Raw genomic sequence first — 18193 nt, forward strand, 5'->3', positions numbered from 1 at the left:
ATCGCTTTTACCGGCATCCTAATCTGCTGAAATCCGGCTCTGACCAGGTTACCGCCCTTGAGCCAGAGCAGGTCTGGGTCGCTGATATAACTTACCTTCCACTACGCAGCGGCACGGCTTATCTGAGCCTGGTCACCGATGCCTGCTCCAGAAAAATCGTGGGTTACCATGTCGGGGAAAACCTGCGGACAGAAAGCGTGGTAAAAGCGTTCAGGCAGGCTCTGAGGCAGAGAAAAACCACAGGTCCGCTGGTACATCACTCTGACAGAGGGCTGCAATACTGTTCTGTACTTTATCAGTCAGTTCATGAGCGAAATGGAATAACCTGTTCAATGACTGATGGTTACGACTGCTACCAGAATGCGCTGGCTGAGAGAATAAACGGGATACTGAAAAATGAGTTTTTACTCTCGCGCCCGGTGGATCTTGCACAGGCCCGGATGATGGTAAAAGAGTCCGTGGAAATTTATAACCATGAACGGCCGCATCTGGCCCTGAAATACAAAACGCCCGATGATGTTCATCAGGCGTTTTACAGACAAAAAACTGTCAACCTATATCAGGACTAGTCACCAAAAAAGCGGTTCTGTCCGTCCAGCCTTTTGCCGGAGATACTGCGGTCACCCGCCGGGTTTAAGACAGATGCCCGCGGATCACCACTTCCAGGTCTTCAGGGACCTCGTTATAAGACAGCACAAACAGCTCACGTGAAAATGAACGGGCATAGCGTGCCAGCAGTGGCCGCAATGCCGGCGGGACGATCAGTACCGGAGGCAGATTTTCGGCTTTCATCTGTTCGGTGATCAGCGGCATATTGGTTTGTAACTGCGTTAACAGATGCGGATCCAGCGGCACGTTATCCAGCTCTTTATTGCCTGCCGCCTGCTGGGCGCGTAGCAGTAACTCTTCTAAGGCATCACTGAGGGTAAATACCGCAAACTGCCGGCGATCCTTATTGATCCCGTGGACTATCTGACGACGAAGGGCGTAGCGGACATCGGCGGATAACAGCAGCGGATCTTTGGTGATCTGGTGCCCGGCGAGCAGTGCCGTCGCAATGGTGACAATATCCTTCAGGCTGACATTGTCGGTCAGTAACTGACGATAAATACGTAACTGTTGGGTGTAATTCAGTGCTGCATTTAAGTCTTCACTTAACCGGGGCGCGGGCTGAGCTAACCGGCGATGCAGTGCCGTAATATCATCGTACTGAAAAAGCTCAGGCAGATACTGCTTCACCACTTTATTCACATGCGTTGCAATCACGCTGGCGCAATCGACTACCTGATATCCGAAGCGTAGTGCCTGGCTTTTCTGTGCCGGATCAATCCAGATAGCGGACATGCCATAGGCGGGATCGGTCCCGAGGATCCCATCCAGTTCGCCATAGACTTCACTGCTGGCGAGCGCCATCAGCTTATCGGCATGAACTTCTCCCAGCGCGGCACGGACACCATGGATCATAATACTGTACTGCGTAGGTTTCAGGCGGAAGTTTTCCCGCACCTGAATTTCCGGCAGCAGCATCCCGCTACTCTCGGAAAGGACCTGCCGGACGCCGGTGATGCGCTGAGACAGTAAGCCGCCCTGGTGTTTGTCGATCAGGCTGACCAGCCGGTAGCCCAGGTTAAGCCCGACCGGCTCGGTCACGGAGAGGCTTTCCCAGTGCAGCCGAGGGACTTCCGGCTCCAGCGCCTTCTCCACCACATCCGTCGCGGACTGGCTGGCTGCCAGAACACGTTTTGACTGACGCCATCCGGCAAAACTCAGTAAAAGCGCAAAGCTCAGGAAGGCGATATGCGGCATGCCGGGAACGAGGGCCATGGCCAGCATAATGCCGGCGACGGTATACAGGATCGCGGGCTGGGCCAGCAGCTGTTGACGCACTTCGTGGCGGATATCCTGACCATCACTGACCCGGGTCACGATGATCGCGGCCGCCGTTGACAGCAGTAACGAAGGCAATTGCGCGACCAGACCATCGCCGATCGTCAGCAGGGCATACTGCTGAAAGGCATGACCGGCATCCAGATGGTGTTTAAATATGCCGATCGCCACGCCGCCGACCATATTGATCACCAGAATCAACATACCGGCGATCGCATCACCCCGCACAAACTTCGAGGCACCATCCATCGACCCATAGAAGTCAGCCTCGCGGGTCACTTCAGAACGTCGTTCGCGGGCCTGGGCCTGAGTAATGATCCCGGCGTTAAGGTCGGCATCGATGGCCATTTGTTTGCCTGGCATGGCATCCAGCGTAAAGCGCGCGGAGACCTCGGAAATACGTTCCGCGCCTTTGGTGATCACCACGAAGTTAACGATCATCAGGATCACAAAAACGACAAATCCGACCAGGAAGTCTCCGCCAATCACGACCTGACCGAAGGCTTCTATCACTTTCCCTGCCGCCCCTTCGCCTTCCTGTCCATGCAGCAGCACAACCCGCGTTGAGGCGACATTCATGGACAGTCTCAGCAGCGTGGTGATCAGCAGCAGTGTCGGAAAGATACTGAAATCGAGGGGCCGTTGCGCATTGACGGAGACCAGCAGGATCAATATTGCCAGCACAATATTAAAGGTGAACAGGCAGTCCAGTATCAGCGGATCTAACGGCAAAATGATCATGGCCAGCACTGCCATTATCAGCAGTGGCAGGCCCAGCGGCAGCGCTTTGCCGCGCCGGAGCCAGTGAGTCAATGGCAATTTATTCACGGAATTGTCCTTCTGAAGGCATCGGGATTTTTCGATTGATGGTCGGTTTTTGCTGAGATTTATCCTGCCGCCAGCGCCGTAATTGCATGACATAGGTCAGTACATGGGCAATGGCCTGATAAAGCTGATTCGGGATCTGCTGATTCACACGTGTCGAGGCATAGACAGCCCGGGCGAGCGGCGCGAACTCAACGATTTCTATCTGATGTTCTTCACCAATCTGCCGGATAAAAAGCGCCAGATCATCGGCTCCTTTCGCGACTACATACGGAGCGGCGGCCGCCTGCGGATCGTATTTCAGTGCCACTGCATAGTGGGTCGGGTTCGTGATAATGACATTGGCCTGAGGGACGGTTTTTCTGAGTTGTCCCTGAGCCAACTGGCGCTGTAACTGGCGTAAACGCCCCTTAATCTGCGGGTTCCCTTCGCTGTGTTTAAATTCATCTTTGACTTCCTGTCGCGTCATTCGCATTTTACGCCGGAACTGATAACGACTCAGCGGCCATTCAAGCAGGGCAAACCCCAGCATCAGCAGTACAAAATAGCCAAACAGGCGGGCTACCAGGGCCAGCCCTTCACTCATCGCCACAGGCCAGCCCAGCTGTGATAACAGCATGATGTCCTGCAATGAATGGCGTAATAACAGGCTTAACATCAGTAAAATAAGCCCGGCTTTCAGTATCACTTTCGCTAATTCGATAAAATTGTCGGCGGCAAACAAGCGGGTAAAACCGGTTAACGGATTCAGTCGCTTACCGTCCGGCATAATTTTTTTCAGGCTGAATATCCATCCACCGCTGAACAGCGTAGCAATACCGGCGGCCAGCGGAACCGTACAAAAGCTGAGCGTGATGGTTAATAACAACCCCAGCGCCTTACCTGTCAGCAGGACTAACCGTGCGCCCGGATCAGAGGTGTGTACCCCCTCTGACGCTTGCCGGAAAAAATCGCCAATCAGGTGCCAGTACCAGGGTAATAATCCGGTCAGCGTCATAAAGGCGACCGCCAGTGAAATCGCCGATGAAAACTCTTTGGCCCGGCCGGTATCGCCTTTTTCGCGGGCTTTTTTGAGCTTTGCCGGTGTCGCCTTCTCACTTTTATCACTGGCCTGAGACATGGGGTGTCCTCAGCAGGTCAAACTGATGGATCACCTGATCCGTCAGTGAGAGATAGTGTCCGGATAGCGTCGGGATCAGTAAGGCAATACTGATAATTCCGGCCAGTGCCGCCAGCGGGAAACCCAGCGAAAATAAATTCAGTGTCGGTGATATCTTATTGAGTAAGCCAAATACCCCCTGAATCAATAACATGATCACCGTTGAGGGCAGGGCGATGATCACCGCCGCAGAAATTATCCAGCCAAAACTGATAATCAGGGTATTTACCGATGGCCAGTTAAGTGCCGTGCCGACCGGCCAGTAGATAAATCCCTGATACAACACCGTCACCAGTAATAAGTGACCGTTGGCCGCAAAAAAGATCAGCACCATGGTTAAATTAAACAACTGTGAGACCAGGGTATTACTGGTGCCATTGATCGGGTCGTTCTGTACCGCCATCGAGAGGCCCATATTCATGGCGATGATCTGGCCCGCTGTCTGCAATGCCGAAAAGGCGAGTTGTAACAGCTGTCCGAAAATAAGCCCCCAGGCAATTTGTTCGGCGACCTGGGTAAGCAGGGTGACCGATAAAAATGCCGGGGGAGAGGTCAGTGGCAGAAGGGGGGCAATTAACGCCGTCAGCACCAGAGAGAGGACTATCCTGACTTTTCGCGGAATTAATGTACTGTCTGCCAGCGGACTGAATTGCAGAAACGACACTATCCTGACCCAGGGTAATAGCAGGGTTAACAGATGGCTGTAAAATCCTGAAAGATCGAGCATGCCGGTTAACCTGAAATATTTCCGGCCTGGTGAAACAGCAACTGAGTGAAGTCGATAAGTTTAATCAGTATCCATTTTCCGGCCACAATCAGTACCAGCAGGGTCACGACCAGCCGGGGCAGGAAGCTGAGGGTCTGTTCATTAATCTGGGTAGCCGCCTGGAAGATACTGACACAGAGACCGACCAGTAATCCGGGCAGAATAATGACGGCAGAAATCAGCAGCACTAGCTGGATTGCGCCACCCATTTGGTCACTGATGCTATCTAACGTGAACATGATTAAAAACCCTGAATACTTTGGGTCAGTGTTCCGGTGATCAGTGACCAGCCATCACATAAGACAAACAGCAGTAATTTGAACGGCAGAGACACCACCATCGGTGAAAGCATCATCATGCCCATGGCCATCAATATGCTGGAGACAATTAAGTCGATGACCAGAAACGGCAGATAGATCATAAAACCAATCTGAAAGGCCGTCTTTAACTCACTGAGTAAATACGCAGGCGTAATGATGGTCAGGTCCTGGTCTGCGGGGTCGCCGGTGACGTGCGCAATCGTCATGATCTGACTCATGGCTGTTTTACTGGTCTGCGCCAGCATAAATTTTTTCAGTGGCTGGCTGGCCTGGATCAGGGCCTCATTCAGCGAGATTTTCCCTGACTGATAGGGGATCAGCGCCTCCTGATTCATCGTCATCCATACCGGACGCATCACCAGCAGCGTCAGACAGAGCGCAATCCCGGTCAGCACTTTATTGGGTGGGGTTTGTTGTAACCCCAGCGCCTGACGCAATATGGCTAATACAATAATAAAGCGGGTGAAACTCGTCATCATCAGTACCATTACCGGCAGTAAACCGAGTAAGGTCATCAGGATCAGTATTTCAATATTGACGCTATAGCTCTGCCCGCCCTGCTCAGTGCGGGTACTGAATAATGTCAGACCCGGCTCCGCCGCCGTCAGACAAGGCGTCACTATCATCAGTAAACCGGCGCAGAATTGTCGCCAGTAACGGCAGATATTCATGAGGTCAGGTCGCTTAACTGCTGGCCGGTAAATTCGATAATACGTAAACCATATTTATCATTCACCACGACAACTTCTGCTTTTCCAAACAACACACCGTTAACTTTTAAATCCAGTGGCTCACCGGCCATTTTATTCAATTCAATGACCGTATTTTTATCCACCGCTAACAGGTCGGCCAGAGAGACGCTGACCGAAGCCACTTCCAGCGTCAGGGTCAACGGAATACGGTTAAATAACTGGCGCTTACGGTTTTCTTCCTGCCGCTGCTGCGGGTCTGCCGCGACGTTCTGCTCCGTCGCCGTGGCGGATAACTCATCGAAATTAAGATCATCCAGAGAAAAAGCCGACGGTGTTTTATTATCTTCGTAATTCATTATTTATCCGGTGTAATGATCAATAAATTCTGACAGGACGAGTTGCCCCTGATGTTCAGAGACTTTGGCATGAAATAACACTTCATCGCCGAGTGTGACGGGAACGGAGTCATTAAGGAAAACGGGTAACACATCATCCACTTGCAGATGTAATAATTTTTCCAGGGTGGTTTCCATACACACTAACTGAGCGTTTAGCGTGAAAGGAAGACGACGTAACTGCTGCTCCAGGCGGGCTTCAGAAAAAGGATTCGCCTCCCCCGGCTCAGGTTCATTACGTAATGTGCTCAGTATCTGATCGATCAGGGAATGGTCAAAACGTAAGGTGATGGCACCCTGTTGATAACCCCGTAACCGGAACGAAAGACACCAGGCCCAATGACTGTGCTGCTGATTATGTACGGGTTTGACCGACAGATCGTGACCGGTCACTTCCGGCGTCAGAAATATTTTGCAGATCTCATCACCGAGACGTTCCTGTAAGCGTTTCTCGGTCTGAGTGATTTCGGTGTCATTGTCTGTCGCGGGGGTGTCGCTGACCCCATAAAAGTCATGTAATAAATTCAGTAACAGGACACGATCAATTTCAAAGGCTATTTTTCCCGCAGTACAGGAATATATTTGATGGCATTTTTTATTCTCTTCAATAGTGAAGTTAATATTAGCCAGCGAAGTATTTACCCTGAACTTATTCAGAAAATAACGGCTTAAGGCAGCATCGAAATTATCATAATTTTTATTAATGTGTTCAGCCAGCTTATGCCAGGGTTTTCCCAACTGACTCACCCCTAAAGGCAGAATAGTATCCTTCGGGTCGATGTTAAGTTTTTTTAAAATGTTTTTGCAAAGAACCATGGGTTGCCCAGTGTCTGCATGCAGTATTTGATTAATTATACTTAGCATTAGGCCGGAAATTTTTGGAATCTTATGAGATATTGGTTGCCAGTTGCAAGGGATTTGTTTAGATTTAAATGAGAATTTTCCGTTTATTTCTCTGAGGGATGGGCGTCTCTGTTTTCTGAGTGACCTGTAACCAATAATCTATAGATATATCAGGGGTTTAAGAAATTCCACCGATAGGTTAGATTAAATAAAAACAAGAGTTATCTGAGCATTGCTTATTAGCGATGTTAATGGAACTGGTGTCATGACGCCGGTTTTTTAAAAAAATTTAAATAAAAATTCACATTACTTCCGGGAAATATCAATGAGTACTTATTCTTCAGGGATAAATACTGCTGATGCTGATCTTATTTCATACTCTGCCAGGAGTATGGAAACTCTGCGCATGGCCGAAAAAATGGCCAGAGTCTCTGTACCCGTATTAATTTATGGTGAATCAGGCACAGGAAAAGAGTGTATTGCGCGTTATATTCATCGCCAGCAATTCGGAACGCTTAACTCAGCGCCCTATATTGGTGTTAACTGCGCCGCTATTCCTGACAGCCTGCTGGAGGCGACCTTATTCGGCTATGAAAAAGGGGCATTCACCGGGGCAGTACAATCGATGCCCGGTAAATTTGAGCAGGCAAACGGCGGCATATTATTACTGGATGAAATTGGTGATATGCCTCTCTCATTACAGGCCAAATTATTACGGGTATTGCAGGAACAGGAAGTTGAACGTCTGGGAAGTACCCGCCGTATTAAATTATCGGTCAGGATTATTGCGGCCACTCATCAGCATTTACCCACCGCCGTGGCTGAAGGACGTTTCAGACAGGACCTGTTCTACCGGCTGGCGGTATTACCTCTGACCATTGCTCCGTTACGTGAGCGACGGGAAGATATCCTGCCCCTCGTCACCTGCTTTTTAAAAAAATATCGCGCTTTTTCAGCCGCTGAAGCCGAGTTGTCACCTCAGGTACGTCAGGCGTTACTGGACTACGACTGGCCCGGAAATGTCCGTGAGCTGGAAAATAAAATTCAATGCGGGTTAATTCTGTGTCAGCAGGGAAAATTAACGCTGGCTGATCTCGGCCTGCCGACTCCCGCGACCTCCCCGGTGAGGGGATTGCAGCCACAGAATACTCCCTCAATCCGCCAGATGGGTAAACAGGTAGAGCAGCAATATATCCTCGATCTGCTGGAGCAGTGTGAAGGAAATAAAACACTGACCGCCAAAAAACTGGGGATCACCCCGCGGGCATTACGTTATCGTCTGACGTCAATGCGTCAGGCCGGATTAAGTATATAAGTATCAGGAATGACGAGATCATGGTTTTAGATCCTTTCGTATCGTTGTCGACAGCGGTACCGGCCTCAGGCCTTAGTGATGTTGCGCCGGTGATTGCTGCAGATGAGGGGGCGTTCCTTCCGGCAATGTCTCAGGAAAACAGTTTTCAGTCGGTATTGTCGCAATCAGTTTCACAGGTGAACCAACTGCAACTGGATGCCGCGTCCCGACAGCAGGCCTTAAATGCCGGGCAAAGTGATGATCTGGCCGGTGCGATGGTCGCCAGCCAGAAAGCGAATATCAGTTTTTCCGCCCTCCTGCAGGTACGGAACAAGCTGACGAGTGCGCTGGATGATCTGCTAAATACCCCTCTTTAATTCGGAGCCATCGTGCTTAATTCGTTACAAAGCTGGTTTTCCCGGCGTCAGTTTCCCATCGATACCATTAAAAAGCCCTGGGTACTCGCGACCCTGGGCGCAGTGCTCAGTCTACTGATTGTTGCTGTTCTCTGGCGTGGTCAGTCCCACTATGTCCCCTTATATGGCGTTCATCAGAAAGTCCCTGCGGATGCCGTCGCCAGCGCGCTGGCCAGCGAACATATTGATTTCCGTATTAACCCGGATAACGGACAGATTCTGGTGGCCGATGATCTGCTGGCCCGCGCCCGGATGGTACTGGCCGGTAAAAATATTCAGCCTGTGGTCGCCCCGGGGTTCGAACTGATGGATAAGGATGAAATCCTTGGCGCCAGTCAGTATATCCAGAATATCCGTTATCAGCGGGGACTGGAGGGGGAGCTGGCCCGCAGTATCATGTCCATTGAGGGGGTCGAAGAGGCCCGTGTGCATCTGGGGATCCAGGCGGAAAGCGGCTTTGTACTCTCCAGCCAACCTCCTAGCAGCGCCTCGGTGGTGCTCACGCTGTCCGCAGGTATCCGCTTAACCGCGGCCCAGGTGCGTGCGATCACCCAGCTCGTGGCGGGAAGTGTTCCGGGGTTACTCGCAGCCAATGTCCATGTGGTCGATCAAACCGGTGCCTTGCTGAATGAGGCCGGTAATGATCAGGCGGTGTCGGATGACTTGCTGCAGGCGGTCGCCCGGCCCGTCACCCGAAACCTGACGCAACTGCTCGACTCTGCGGTGGGTCATGATAATTATCGTGTCACCGTGATGCCGGCCCTCGATTTACGCAAATCGGAAGAGACGGATGAAGTATTACAGGGAGAGCCGAGGGTACTGGAAGAGCAGGTCAATAACGACAGCAGTGCCCTGAGCACCGCCTCCGGGGTGCCGGGAACCTTAAGTAACCGTCCGCCAGCAGAGAGTAAGCCTGACGATAATTCTAAAACGAATCAGATGCACAGCCAGACGCAACGTAAATATGCGTATGACCGGCAAATCAGACACATTAAATACCCTGATCAGCAACTGGCGCGCTTACAGGTGGCGGTTGCACTGAATGCCGCCGCCGGGAATATTGCGGGCATGTCTGAGGCGCAGCTGGGTCAGTTAAAGAGCCTGTTAGAGAATGCTGCGGGTATTGATAGCGCACGTGGCGATACGTTATCACTGGATAAGCTCAGTTTTGTGGCTCCGCCTGCGGTTTCCGTCCCTGTGATTGCCTGGTGGCAGCAACCGGATATTCAGTTCTGGGTCACCCGGGGAGGCATAGGCCTGTTAGCCCTGTTGATGATAGTGCTGGTGATCCGGCCCCGCGTCATCGCACGAAACCGGCAATTACAGGCCAGTTCTGACGGCACAGCACCTGCAGCGGGTGAAATCAATGACAGTGCATCTGCCAGCGGACATCAGTTTGAGAATGAAGCTGAGCTGCCGCCACGCGCCTCGGGCATTGAAGATAAAGTGGCTTATTTACAGCAGCTTGCTGAGAATGAGACCGACCGGATCGCTGAAGTGATTAAACAATGGATAAATAGTAATGACCGATCCCGCGACAACGTCTAACGTCTCTTTGCTGACCCGGCAACGAAACAGTCTCGAGCAGGCGGCCATCCTTTTGCTGAGCATTGGTGAAAATGCGGCGTCAAAAGTGATGCAGAAGCTCTCCCGCGAAGAGGTGATCCTGCTGAGCGAAACCATGGCACGCTTACAGGGTGTTAAAGTTTCGCAGGCACATCAGGCATTTAATCACTTCTTTGATGATTATCGCCAGCAAAGCGGTATCCATGGCGGGTCCCGGATTTACCTGCAAAACATTCTGCAGAAGTCACTGGGGCCGGAAATTGCCATGAGCGTGATGAACCATATTTATGGTGATGCTATCCGTTACCGGATGGCGCGCCTGCAATGGGTGGATACGTCGCAACTCTCTGCGCTGATCTGCCAGGAACACGTTCAGCTGCAGGCCATCTTCCTGGCTTTTCTGCCGCCCGATGTGGCGGCCGGTGTGCTGGCGATGCAACCCGCGCCCCGTCAGGATGAAATCCTGCTAAGGATAGCCCGTCTGGATGACATTAACCGCGATGTGATTGATGAACTGGATAAGCTCATTGAGCGGGGCATTGCTATTATTTCTGAACATGGCTCCCGTATTACCGGGGCAAAACATGCTGCCAATATTATCAACCGCCTGCCTGAGCAGCAGAATCAGTTACTGGAGCAGCTGAAACAGCAGGATGCTTCACTGGTGAAAGCGCTGGAAGATCAGATGTATGAATTCTTCATCCTGAGCCGGCAGAGTGAAGAAACATTACAGCGTCTGTTTGATGAAATTCCGCTGGAAGAGTGGGCGATTGCCCTGAAAGGTGCCGAGCCGGTATTACGTGATGCCATCTTCAGCATTATGCCAAAACGGCAAATCGGCCAGCTGGAACAGACCTCTGCGCGGCTGGGGCCGGTGCCGGTGAGCCGTATCGAGCAGGTTCGTCGTGACATTATGGGGACTCTCCGTCAGCTGGCCGAAGAGGGTGAAATCAGAATCCAGATGTACGCTGAACGTACCGTCGAATAACAGGAGCACCGGATGGATCACTCTTTCCGCCGTTATCGTTTTCCGGCGCTGTGCCCTGAAGAGGTCACTGCCGTCACCCCTGTGACCGAAACAGCCTCTCTGGCCGCCCGGGAAACCGCTTTTGAACAGGCGAAAGCCGACGGCTACCGTCAGGGGCTGGAGGAAGGCAAGGTACAGGGGATTTCTCTGGGGATGGCCGAAGGGAAAGCGCAGGGCCTTGCCGAAGGCAGGGCACAGGGACTGGCAGAAAGTCAGGCCCTTTTTCAGCAGGCCAGTGCCCCGCTGGATGCGGCCGCAGAGCAGCTGACGGCCTGGTATGCCCGCGTTGAAAAGCAACAAAATGAAGCCACGCTCGCGCTGGTCACCCGGATTGCGGGTCTGGTGATCCGCCATGAAATTACCAGTCGTCCGGAACTGTTACTCTCACTGATCGAAGACAAACTGGCTTCTGAGCAACTCAGTGAACAATCCTTCGCGGTACGGGTGGCTGAAGCCGATTTTGACGCCATCGTAAAACTGGCCCCTGAAAAACAAGCGACCTGGAATTTACAGGCGGTTGCGGATCTGGCCCGTGGCGAATGTCTTATCGATACGGCGGAACAGCAGATTGACCTCGGTTGCCAGCAACGTCTGAACACCTGCCTGGCGACGCTGGAAAAAAGCCTGCAAGAGCCGAATTCGTGAAGGGGCTGGAACACGCGTTAGCCTCACTGGCGGCCGTTCCCCTGAGCCTGGATGCCGGCAAACTCTGCCGGGTCACGGGGCCGCTGATGGAAGTCAGTGGCTGCCCGTTAGCCATTGGTCAGCGCTGTGAAGTCGAAACCGCTCATCAGCAGAGAGTGATTGCGGAAGTGGTGGGTTTCAACCGTGAGCTGACCTATCTGATGCCGTTACAGAATCCTTCGGGGTTACGCAGTGGTGCCCGCGTCTTTCCTGCCGGAAATTCCGCCGGTCTGCCGATCGGTGAGGAGTGGTTAGGCCGGGTCTTCAACGGACTGGGCGAACCGGTCGATGAGTCCGGCCCTGCCGGCGGTGGCTTTATATTACCCCGTCAGCTTCCCGCCGTGCCGGCACTGAAGCGTGCCCCGGTCAGCGCCCCGCTGGATGTCGGGGTCCGGACGATCAATGGTTTCCTGACCCTGGGGCGTGGTCAGCGCGTCGGCCTGATGGCCGGGAGCGGGGTCGGGAAAAGTGTTTTGCTGGGCATGATGGCCCGGGCAACAGAAGCAGAAATCGTGGTGGTCGGCCTGATCGGTGAACGGGGTCGTGAAGTGAATGAATTCCTGACCCATACCCTGGGTGAACAGGGGCGGAAGAAAGCCATTGTCATTGTTGCGCCTGCCGACGAAAGCCCGTTAATGCGTTTGAAAGCGACAGAACTTTGTCACTCAGTGGCGGCTTTTTTCCGTGATCAGGGCTTTCATGTATTGCTGATGATTGACTCTTTAACACGTTACGCCATGGCACAGCGTGAAATCGCCTTATCGCTGGGGGAAGCCCCGGCAACCAAAGGGTATCCGGCATCGGTCTTTTCGTTGATCCCGCGGCTGGTGGAGGCCGCCGGTAACGGTGAAGGGACCGGGAGCCTGACGGCCATTTATACCGTCCTTGCCGAAGGCGATGATCAGCAGGATCCGATCGTCGATGCGGCGCGCGCCGTACTCGACGGACATATTGTGTTATCACGTACGCTGGCAGAAGCCGGACATTTCCCTGCCATTGATATCAGTCAGTCCGTCAGTCGCTGTATGAGTCTGGTGACATCTGAAGAGCACCGCCGTGCCGCCAGGCAACTTAAGCAGCAATATGCCCGCTTCAGAGAGATTAAGCCGATGATGGCTCTGGGGGGCTATGTGGCAGGGGCCGATCCTGAGGTGGATCTGGCGGTAGAGCTATCACCGGCTCTCCATCGGTTTTTACAACAGGAAGAGCAGCAACTGAGTTCATTCTCTGACAGCCGGCAGCAATTACTGACGCTGGCCCACAGGAAGGCAGGGGAATGAGCCTGACGGATCCGCTGAAGACGCTGGAACGCCTCCGCCGCCAGCAGTTACAACAGTGCCAGCAGCGGGTCAATGAACAGCAGGCCATGCTCCGGGGCATGCAGTCCAAAATCCATACCCTGCAGTCGTTTCTGCAGTCGCCTATGACACCGGTGACGCAGGGCTTAGCCCTGCGGAATCAGGATAATTATGCCCGGGAACTGCGTCACCTGCTCCGCTGGCAGCAGCAGCAGCACCTTGCGGCAGAGCAGGAGTTAGCCCGGCGTCAAACGGCGTTACTGGAGAGTCATTTGCAGTATAAGCGGCTGGAAAGCTATGGCCATGAACTGGCCCGCAGCGAATTGCAGCAGCAACGCCGGCAGGAGCAAAAGAGTACGGATGCCTTAGCCGCCCTCCGCTTTGCCCGAAAATCCTAAGCGTGCTGGCCCGGCTGATAAAGCCAGGACGGTCCCTCTCCGGAAACCGGGAGACTGTTTTGCAGAATATCATACTGCATTTCAATGAGTTGCTGATTGTGGTGGTTAGTCTGCTGACACTGCTGCAGTTGTTCTGTTATTTCCTGCCAGGCGGATTGCAACGGGTGCCGGGCAGCTTCCGGCAGTCCTGCCAGTAATTGCGTCATGCCCTGCGGGGCTGCCGGTAAACCCAGTTGCTGCAGACCGGCCATGCGCTGCCGGGCATGCTGGTGTAACTGCCGGTAGTGTTGCATCAGCTGCTGATTCAGTTGGTCAAGATCCGCTTGTGCATAGGTCAGGATCGCCTGACGCTGGGCCGATAATATCGCGTTGATCGCGTGCAGATGTTGCCTGTCTGCCAGCAGCTCAGTGCACAGCGTGCGCACCAGGTCAGCCTTACTCATTCAGACCTCTGGTAAAAACTCAGCATAGACCGGGCCAGTCCTTCACTGTCCGCAGTGAGTTCACCACGGCTTAAGGCGGCTTTCACTTCAGCGACCTTCGCGCTATCCACCTCCGGCATGGCTGCTAATGCCTGCCGTGCTTCCATCATTGTCTGCCCGGTCGAGGCGGACATGACTTTCGGGGCTGAGGTTTTAATCGCCTTTTCATTGTCTTGTGAAGCAACAACGGGGGTATTAATCCTGTCGTTATGCGTCACAGATGTCAGCTTTATCATAAATAATCTCCGTTTCCTGCTTATAACGACGCGGACCGGCCGTAAATTAAGGGTAAATACGACATTTATTCGGCCGCTCTGACGCTGACCTGTTGTTCATTGATCACCTTGCCGACAATCACTCTGCCGCTGCTGCTGTTTTTCACCTTAATAAGCGCCCCCCTGACACCATTTTGCAGGGCAATCCCCGGGGCGGAAAGTTCCAGATCGGGCTGGCGGATCAGTAATGTGATCGGCTGCTCGCGGCGGATCAGTAAAGGGGCTTTAAGCAGATTGAGCGTCACCGGTTGTCCCGCGGCCAGCGGACGTTTCAGCGCCATCTGCATCATATCCTCCGGGCGTGTCAGGATATCGGGCCGTTGCCCGGGCTGCAGCTGTATCTGCGTGGTTTGTGTATTGTCCGGGCTCAGCACCGTTCCGGCCGGCAGGTTGTCTGAGGGGGTAATGGCCTGCAGGGTAATACTGGCGGTGGCTTCGGCCCTGACCTTCCAGTTGCCTGCCGGGTCGGAACAGCTAATCAGCAGCGGGAAACGGGTGACCGGAGCACTTTCCACCGGCGCACTAAAGCTGAGTCCGGAAAGACAGGGGCGTAACCGGTTCTCTGCGGTAAAAAAAGTGACCTTTGGCCGGACGGTGACCTGCTGCCAGCCTTGCTGCCGGGCATACGCCCGGACGTGCTGTCCGACCCACTGCGTCGCCTGTGTTTCCGGCAGGGTGGCACTGTAAGCCGTTTGCTGTAACAGCACCGTCAGTGTCGCCATCAACAGACAGGAAAATCCCCGGACGCCCGGGCGGAAGTTTCCTTTCCTCTGCAGCCTCTGCATTCTTTTAACCTTATGAATTTTATGTTGAAAATATTTTTTACTGACTGGCACGTAAATTGCATTCAGACTGCCAACGTTTCTGAATAACACAGGCGGGATTCTGATGAGTATCTCTTTCGAACGGGCGTTGGGTAATAGCCCCCGGGCTATCGATCTACGGTTACAACGCGCCGAAATCTTAAGTGCAAACTTAGCGAATGCTGATACGCCCGATTTCCAGGCTAAAGATATTGATTTTGCCGCAGAGATGCAACGTCAGCAAAGCAGTACCTTTCCACAGGTTGCTGAGACCCTGTACCGGATCCCGCAGCAAGCGAGTGCAGACGGGAATACGGTCGAATTACATAACGAGCAAACGGCCTTTGCCAGCAATAGCCAAAGCTTCCAGATGAGTCTCACCTTTTTAAACATGCAATTCGGCAACCTGAAGAGTGCAATTGAAGGTAAGTAACGGCCAGGAGAGCAGGTCATGGGATTTAATGCCATCTATCAGATAGCGGGCTCTGCAATGAATGCGCAGATGATCCGTCTGAACACGGTAGCCAGCAATCTGGCCAATGCCGATACTGCGGCGGGGTCCGCAGAGAGTGCTTATAAAGCACGCCAGCCGGTCTTCAGCGCGGTGCTTGACCAGTCAATGACGTCAGACGGGGCCTCTGCCAGTGTGGCTGTGACGGCCATCACCGAACGGCCGGGGGCCATTGCCCGCTATGAACCTCATCATCCGCTGGCGGATGCGAAGGGCTATGTCTATTACCCCGACGTCAATACGGTGGATGAGATGGCCGATATGATGTCGGCAAGCCGGAGTTTTGAAACCAACGTGGATGTGCTGAGTAACATTAAAAGTATGCAGCAAAGCCTGCTCAGACTGGGAGAAGGTAACTCATGAATATTAATACCAGCACGACGACGGCCAGCACCACCGGCAGCACAACGGCTTCGACGTCCGGGGCCGGGAGTCAGATCAGCGATATGTTTTTACAGCTGCTGGTGGCTCAGATTCAGAACCAGGATCCGACCAATCCTACGGATGGTAAAGAATATGTCAGTCAGCTGGCGCAACTGAGCCAGGTGCAATCCATGGACAGCATGACCAGCCTGATGACCAGCACGTCCCGGCAGGTCAGTTCTCTGCAAAAACAAAGCATCGGGGCGCTGACCGGACAATCCGTGATGGTTCAGGCTGCCACGCTGACGACGGACGGGAAAACGGCCATCAGCGGCCGGACCACGCTCAGCCATGCCGCTTCGCAGGTCACACTGACCCTGACAGACAGCAACGGTAAGACGTATCCCGTCTCTCTGGGATCTGCGGCGGCCGGTGATGTCAGTTTTACCCTCGATCCCGCGGCGGCCGGCTTACCTGCGGGGAACTATAGCCTGAGTGTCACCACGGATAACGACCAGAGCGGATTAACCACTGAACTGGCGGGGACGGTCAAATCCGTGCGTTTCCCGTTATCCGGCAGTGATCCCATCCTGACGCTTCAGGGGCTGGGGGATGTCAGTTACAGCGCAATCACACAATTCAGCATGGCTTAACGCAGTTTATCGACGATCAGAGGAAAACAGATCATGAGTTTTAATATCGCTATTCGTGGATTAAATGCGGTCAGTGCCCAGTTAAACACGATTTCTAACAATATCGCCAATGCCGATACCGTCGGTTTTAAATCCGGACGGGAGAACTTTTCTGCACTCTATGTGAATGGCACCGGTAACGGTGTACTGGATCAGGGCGCCCAGCAAAGTGTTGATGCGAACGGGTCATTAGTGAGCAGTTCCAGCAGCCTGGATATGGCGATCAGCGGTAAGGGCTTCTTTGTATTGCATGATTCCAATGGCAGCCAGAAATTCAGCCGCGCGGGTTACGTCCAGGTCGATAAAGACGGTTATCTGGTCAATAACACCGGCTTACAGTATGAGGGGTACCAGGGCGGAGCGACAACGGGCAACGTCACCCCCCTACAGGTGGCACAGACGAATAATGGCAGTGAACTGAGTGGCGTCAGTCTGGATGAGCAGGGAAATGTTCAGGCGACCTATACGGATGGTTCAAAACTCACCGCAGGTCAGGTGGCACTGGCGAGTTTTCCGAATGAAGATCAACTGCAGGCGGAAGACGGCACCACCTGGAGCGCCACCGGGGGGTCCGGCGCAGCACGGTTTGGTATCGCACAAAGCGGTGTGCTGGGCAGCCTGCATAACGGTTCATTAGAATCCTCCAACGTGGATCTGACCGGTGAACTGGTCAACCTGATGAGTGCTCAGCGTAACTATCAGGCCAATACCAAAGTGATCAGCACCGATAGCAGCATGTTCACCGCTTTATTCCAGGCCATCTGATGGACCGGTTATTGTACACCGCGCTCAGCGGGGCCAGTGTGGCTCAGCAACAGCAGCAGATCCATGCCAATAACCTGGCGAATGCTAACACCGAAGGTTTTCGCGCTGATCTGGCGTTAGCACAGCAGCAGGCCTTATCGGCCAGTCCCGGCGAAACACGGGTGATGAACAGCGAAAGGCCGTCCGGGGTCGATCTGTCTGCCGGTGCCATTCAGGCCACCGGCCGGAACCTGGATGTGGCTATTCAGGGACAGGGCTATCTGACGGTGCTGACGGAAAAAGGCGAGGCCTATACCCGCGACGGACAACTGACGATTGATGCTCAGGGGCAGATGTATGCTCACGGGTATCCTGTCGCCGGGGATAACGGGCCGGTGATCCTGCCGCCGTTTTCGTCGGTCAGTATCGGTCAGGACGGTATTATCTCCATTGTCCCGCAGGAAAGCGGTAACACCACCCCCGTCGATGTCGATCGTCTCAAACTGGTGGATCCCCCGGCCCCGTCGTTATCTAAAAATGAACAAGGGCTGCTGGTCAGCACTCAGCGTAATAATCCTGCAGATGAAGGTGTCCGTGTTGTCTCCGGACACCTCGAAGGTTCTAACGTTTCGGCCATCGGTGAAATGCTCGCCAGTATGTCGGTGAACCGGCAGTTTGAGGCGCAAATTAAAATGATGAAAACCGCCGATGACTTAGCGTCGGCGGGCAATCAGCTGTTGAGAAACAGCTAAT

General features: G+C 53.4%; 23 protein-coding genes. 13 read left to right on the plus strand and 10 right to left on the minus strand.

Translation table 11 applies throughout. The features are described from left to right. Positions 1-569: IS3 family transposase (locus tag JK223_RS10060; RefSeq protein WP_212714055.1), on the plus strand; the 569-nt coding region annotated here is incomplete at its 5' end. Between the two features lie 64 nt (positions 570-633). Here JK223_RS10060 and JK223_RS10065 read toward each other — a convergent pair. Genes JK223_RS10065 through JK223_RS10095 form a run of 7 tightly spaced genes read right to left on the minus strand, consistent with a single transcriptional unit; the run spans position 634 to position 6860 of the window. After that, the gene (locus JK223_RS10065) at positions 634-2706 is read right to left on the minus strand and encodes a flagellar biosynthesis protein FlhA (protein ID WP_305803615.1); all 2073 of its coding nucleotides are present in this window, start codon (positions 2704-2706) and stop codon (positions 634-636) included. Position 2707: 1 nt separating this feature from the next. Further along, a complete protein-coding gene (flhB, locus tag JK223_RS10070) occupies positions 2708-3832 on the minus strand; it encodes a flagellar type III secretion system protein FlhB (RefSeq protein ID WP_212714057.1) in 1125 nt (374 codons plus the stop codon). Further along, positions 3816-4598 (minus strand): flagellar biosynthetic protein FliR, encoded by a 783-nt coding sequence (locus tag JK223_RS10075; RefSeq protein ID WP_212714058.1) that lies wholly within the window; start codon positions 4596-4598, stop codon positions 3816-3818. The genes flhB and JK223_RS10075 overlap by 17 nt, the downstream gene beginning before the upstream one ends. Positions 4599-4603: 5 nt before the next feature. After that, the gene (gene fliQ, locus JK223_RS10080; RefSeq protein ID WP_212714059.1) at positions 4604-4876 is read right to left on the minus strand and encodes a flagellar biosynthesis protein FliQ; all 273 of its coding nucleotides are present in this window, start codon (positions 4874-4876) and stop codon (positions 4604-4606) included. Positions 4877-4878: 2 nt separating this feature from the next. Continuing rightward, the gene (gene fliP / locus JK223_RS10085) at positions 4879-5628 is read right to left on the minus strand and encodes a flagellar type III secretion system pore protein FliP (RefSeq protein ID WP_212714060.1); all 750 of its coding nucleotides are present in this window, start codon (positions 5626-5628) and stop codon (positions 4879-4881) included. Next, on the minus strand, positions 5625-6005 hold the full coding sequence (locus JK223_RS10090; RefSeq protein WP_212714061.1) for a FliM/FliN family flagellar motor switch protein: 381 nt from the start codon (positions 6003-6005) through the stop codon (positions 5625-5627). The genes fliP and JK223_RS10090 overlap by 4 nt, the downstream gene beginning before the upstream one ends. Positions 6006-6008: 3 nt before the next feature. Next, positions 6009-6860: a FliM/FliN family flagellar motor switch protein gene (locus JK223_RS10095; RefSeq protein WP_212714062.1), complete on the minus strand. Its 852-nt coding sequence runs from the start codon at positions 6858-6860 to the stop codon at positions 6009-6011. 352 nt (positions 6861-7212) lie between these two features. Here JK223_RS10095 and JK223_RS10100 point away from each other — a divergent pair, with 352 nt between their 5' ends. Genes JK223_RS10100 through JK223_RS10130 form a run of 7 tightly spaced genes read left to right on the plus strand, consistent with a single transcriptional unit; the run spans position 7213 to position 13570 of the window. After that, positions 7213-8202: a sigma-54-dependent Fis family transcriptional regulator gene (locus tag JK223_RS10100; protein WP_212714063.1), complete on the plus strand. Its 990-nt coding sequence runs from the start codon at positions 7213-7215 to the stop codon at positions 8200-8202. A gap of 20 nt (positions 8203-8222) precedes the next feature. Then, on the plus strand, positions 8223-8558 hold the full coding sequence (fliE, locus tag JK223_RS10105; RefSeq protein WP_212714064.1) for a flagellar hook-basal body complex protein FliE: 336 nt from the start codon (positions 8223-8225) through the stop codon (positions 8556-8558). A 12-nt stretch (positions 8559-8570) separates the two neighbouring features. Beyond that, positions 8571-10145, plus strand: coding sequence for a flagellar basal-body MS-ring/collar protein FliF (fliF, locus tag JK223_RS10110; RefSeq protein ID WP_212714065.1), 1575 nt, complete (start codon positions 8571-8573; stop codon positions 10143-10145). Further along, the gene (locus tag JK223_RS10115; protein WP_212714066.1) at positions 10120-11151 is read left to right on the plus strand and encodes a FliG C-terminal domain-containing protein; all 1032 of its coding nucleotides are present in this window, start codon (positions 10120-10122) and stop codon (positions 11149-11151) included. Before fliF ends, JK223_RS10115 begins: the two co-directional genes overlap by 26 nt. A 12-nt stretch (positions 11152-11163) precedes the next feature. Next, positions 11164-11835, plus strand: coding sequence for a FliH/SctL family protein (locus JK223_RS10120; RefSeq protein ID WP_212714067.1), 672 nt, complete (start codon positions 11164-11166; stop codon positions 11833-11835). Next, positions 11832-13154 carry a FliI/YscN family ATPase gene (locus tag JK223_RS10125; protein ID WP_212714068.1) on the plus strand — a complete coding sequence of 441 codons (1323 nt, stop codon included), beginning with the start codon at positions 11832-11834 and terminating at the stop codon, positions 13152-13154. The genes JK223_RS10120 and JK223_RS10125 overlap by 4 nt, the downstream gene beginning before the upstream one ends. Further along, positions 13151-13570, plus strand: coding sequence for a flagellar FliJ family protein (locus JK223_RS10130; RefSeq protein WP_212714069.1), 420 nt, complete (start codon positions 13151-13153; stop codon positions 13568-13570). The genes JK223_RS10125 and JK223_RS10130 overlap by 4 nt, the downstream gene beginning before the upstream one ends. Here JK223_RS10130 and JK223_RS10135 read toward each other — a convergent pair. The 3 genes from JK223_RS10135 to flgA form a co-directional block, all read right to left on the minus strand. After that, complete coding sequence (locus tag JK223_RS10135; RefSeq protein WP_212714070.1) at positions 13567-14013, minus strand: flagellar protein FlgN; 447 nt, start codon at positions 14011-14013, stop codon at positions 13567-13569. The genes JK223_RS10130 and JK223_RS10135 overlap by 4 nt on opposite strands. Further along, the gene (gene flgM / locus JK223_RS10140; RefSeq protein WP_212714071.1) at positions 14010-14288 is read right to left on the minus strand and encodes a flagellar biosynthesis anti-sigma factor FlgM; all 279 of its coding nucleotides are present in this window, start codon (positions 14286-14288) and stop codon (positions 14010-14012) included. Before flgM ends, JK223_RS10135 begins: the two co-directional genes overlap by 4 nt. Positions 14289-14353: 65 nt before the next feature. Next, complete coding sequence (flgA, locus tag JK223_RS10145) at positions 14354-15112, minus strand: flagellar basal body P-ring formation chaperone FlgA (RefSeq protein WP_212714072.1); 759 nt, start codon at positions 15110-15112, stop codon at positions 14354-14356. A gap of 103 nt (positions 15113-15215) precedes the next feature. Here flgA and JK223_RS10150 point away from each other — a divergent pair, with 103 nt between their 5' ends. The 5 genes from JK223_RS10150 to flgF are packed head-to-tail and all read left to right on the plus strand — an operon-like array spanning position 15216 to position 18192. Continuing rightward, complete coding sequence (locus JK223_RS10150; RefSeq protein ID WP_212714073.1) at positions 15216-15563, plus strand: flagellar basal body protein; 348 nt, start codon at positions 15216-15218, stop codon at positions 15561-15563. 18 nt (positions 15564-15581) lie between these two features. Further along, complete coding sequence (gene flgC / locus JK223_RS10155; RefSeq protein WP_212714074.1) at positions 15582-16004, plus strand: flagellar basal body rod protein FlgC; 423 nt, start codon at positions 15582-15584, stop codon at positions 16002-16004. Next, the gene (locus JK223_RS10160) at positions 16001-16657 is read left to right on the plus strand and encodes a flagellar hook capping FlgD N-terminal domain-containing protein (protein ID WP_212714075.1); all 657 of its coding nucleotides are present in this window, start codon (positions 16001-16003) and stop codon (positions 16655-16657) included. The genes flgC and JK223_RS10160 overlap by 4 nt, the downstream gene beginning before the upstream one ends. 33 nt (positions 16658-16690) lie before the next feature. Then, positions 16691-17461, plus strand: coding sequence for a flagellar hook-basal body complex protein (locus JK223_RS10165; protein WP_212714076.1), 771 nt, complete (start codon positions 16691-16693; stop codon positions 17459-17461). Further along, positions 17461-18192, plus strand: a complete 732-nt coding sequence (gene flgF, locus JK223_RS10170; RefSeq protein WP_212714077.1) for a flagellar basal-body rod protein FlgF — start codon at positions 17461-17463, stop codon at positions 18190-18192. The genes JK223_RS10165 and flgF overlap by 1 nt, the downstream gene beginning before the upstream one ends. Position 18193 lies beyond the last annotated feature (1 nt).

The sequence above is a fragment of the Tatumella sp. JGM118 genome, assembly GCF_018257515.1.
GTDB classification, from domain to species: Bacteria; Pseudomonadota; Gammaproteobacteria; order Enterobacterales; family Enterobacteriaceae; genus Tatumella; species Tatumella terrea.

Bases quoted from the DNA above. Each gene is read 5' to 3' on its own strand.
- flhB (WP_212714057.1), bottom strand. From the start codon at position 3,832: ATGTCTCAGGCCAGTGATAAAAGTGAGAAGGCGACACCGGCAAAGCTC.
- JK223_RS10075 (WP_212714058.1), bottom strand. From the start codon at position 4,598: ATGCTCGATCTTTCAGGATTTTACAGCCATCTGTTAACCCTGCTATTA.
- fliQ (WP_212714059.1), bottom strand. From the start codon at position 4,876: ATGTTCACGTTAGATAGCATCAGTGACCAAATGGGTGGCGCAATCCAG.
- fliP (WP_212714060.1), bottom strand. From the start codon at position 5,628: ATGAATATCTGCCGTTACTGGCGACAATTCTGCGCCGGTTTACTGATG.
- JK223_RS10090 (WP_212714061.1), bottom strand. From the start codon at position 6,005: ATGAATTACGAAGATAATAAAACACCGTCGGCTTTTTCTCTGGATGAT.
- JK223_RS10095 (WP_212714062.1), bottom strand. From the start codon at position 6,860: ATGGTTCTTTGCAAAAACATTTTAAAAAAACTTAACATCGACCCGAAG.
- JK223_RS10100 (WP_212714063.1), top strand. From the start codon at position 7,213: ATGAGTACTTATTCTTCAGGGATAAATACTGCTGATGCTGATCTTATT.
- fliE (WP_212714064.1), top strand. From the start codon at position 8,223: ATGGTTTTAGATCCTTTCGTATCGTTGTCGACAGCGGTACCGGCCTCA.
- JK223_RS10115 (WP_212714066.1), top strand. From the start codon at position 10,120: ATGACCGATCCCGCGACAACGTCTAACGTCTCTTTGCTGACCCGGCAA.
- JK223_RS10120 (WP_212714067.1), top strand. From the start codon at position 11,164: ATGGATCACTCTTTCCGCCGTTATCGTTTTCCGGCGCTGTGCCCTGAA.
- JK223_RS10130 (WP_212714069.1), top strand. From the start codon at position 13,151: ATGAGCCTGACGGATCCGCTGAAGACGCTGGAACGCCTCCGCCGCCAG.
- JK223_RS10135 (WP_212714070.1), bottom strand. From the start codon at position 14,013: ATGAGTAAGGCTGACCTGGTGCGCACGCTGTGCACTGAGCTGCTGGCA.
- flgM (WP_212714071.1), bottom strand. From the start codon at position 14,288: ATGATAAAGCTGACATCTGTGACGCATAACGACAGGATTAATACCCCC.
- flgA (WP_212714072.1), bottom strand. From the start codon at position 15,112: ATGCAGAGGCTGCAGAGGAAAGGAAACTTCCGCCCGGGCGTCCGGGGA.
- JK223_RS10150 (WP_212714073.1), top strand. From the start codon at position 15,216: ATGAGTATCTCTTTCGAACGGGCGTTGGGTAATAGCCCCCGGGCTATC.
- flgC (WP_212714074.1), top strand. From the start codon at position 15,582: ATGGGATTTAATGCCATCTATCAGATAGCGGGCTCTGCAATGAATGCG.
- JK223_RS10160 (WP_212714075.1), top strand. From the start codon at position 16,001: ATGAATATTAATACCAGCACGACGACGGCCAGCACCACCGGCAGCACA.
- JK223_RS10165 (WP_212714076.1), top strand. From the start codon at position 16,691: ATGAGTTTTAATATCGCTATTCGTGGATTAAATGCGGTCAGTGCCCAG.
- flgF (WP_212714077.1), top strand. From the start codon at position 17,461: ATGGACCGGTTATTGTACACCGCGCTCAGCGGGGCCAGTGTGGCTCAG.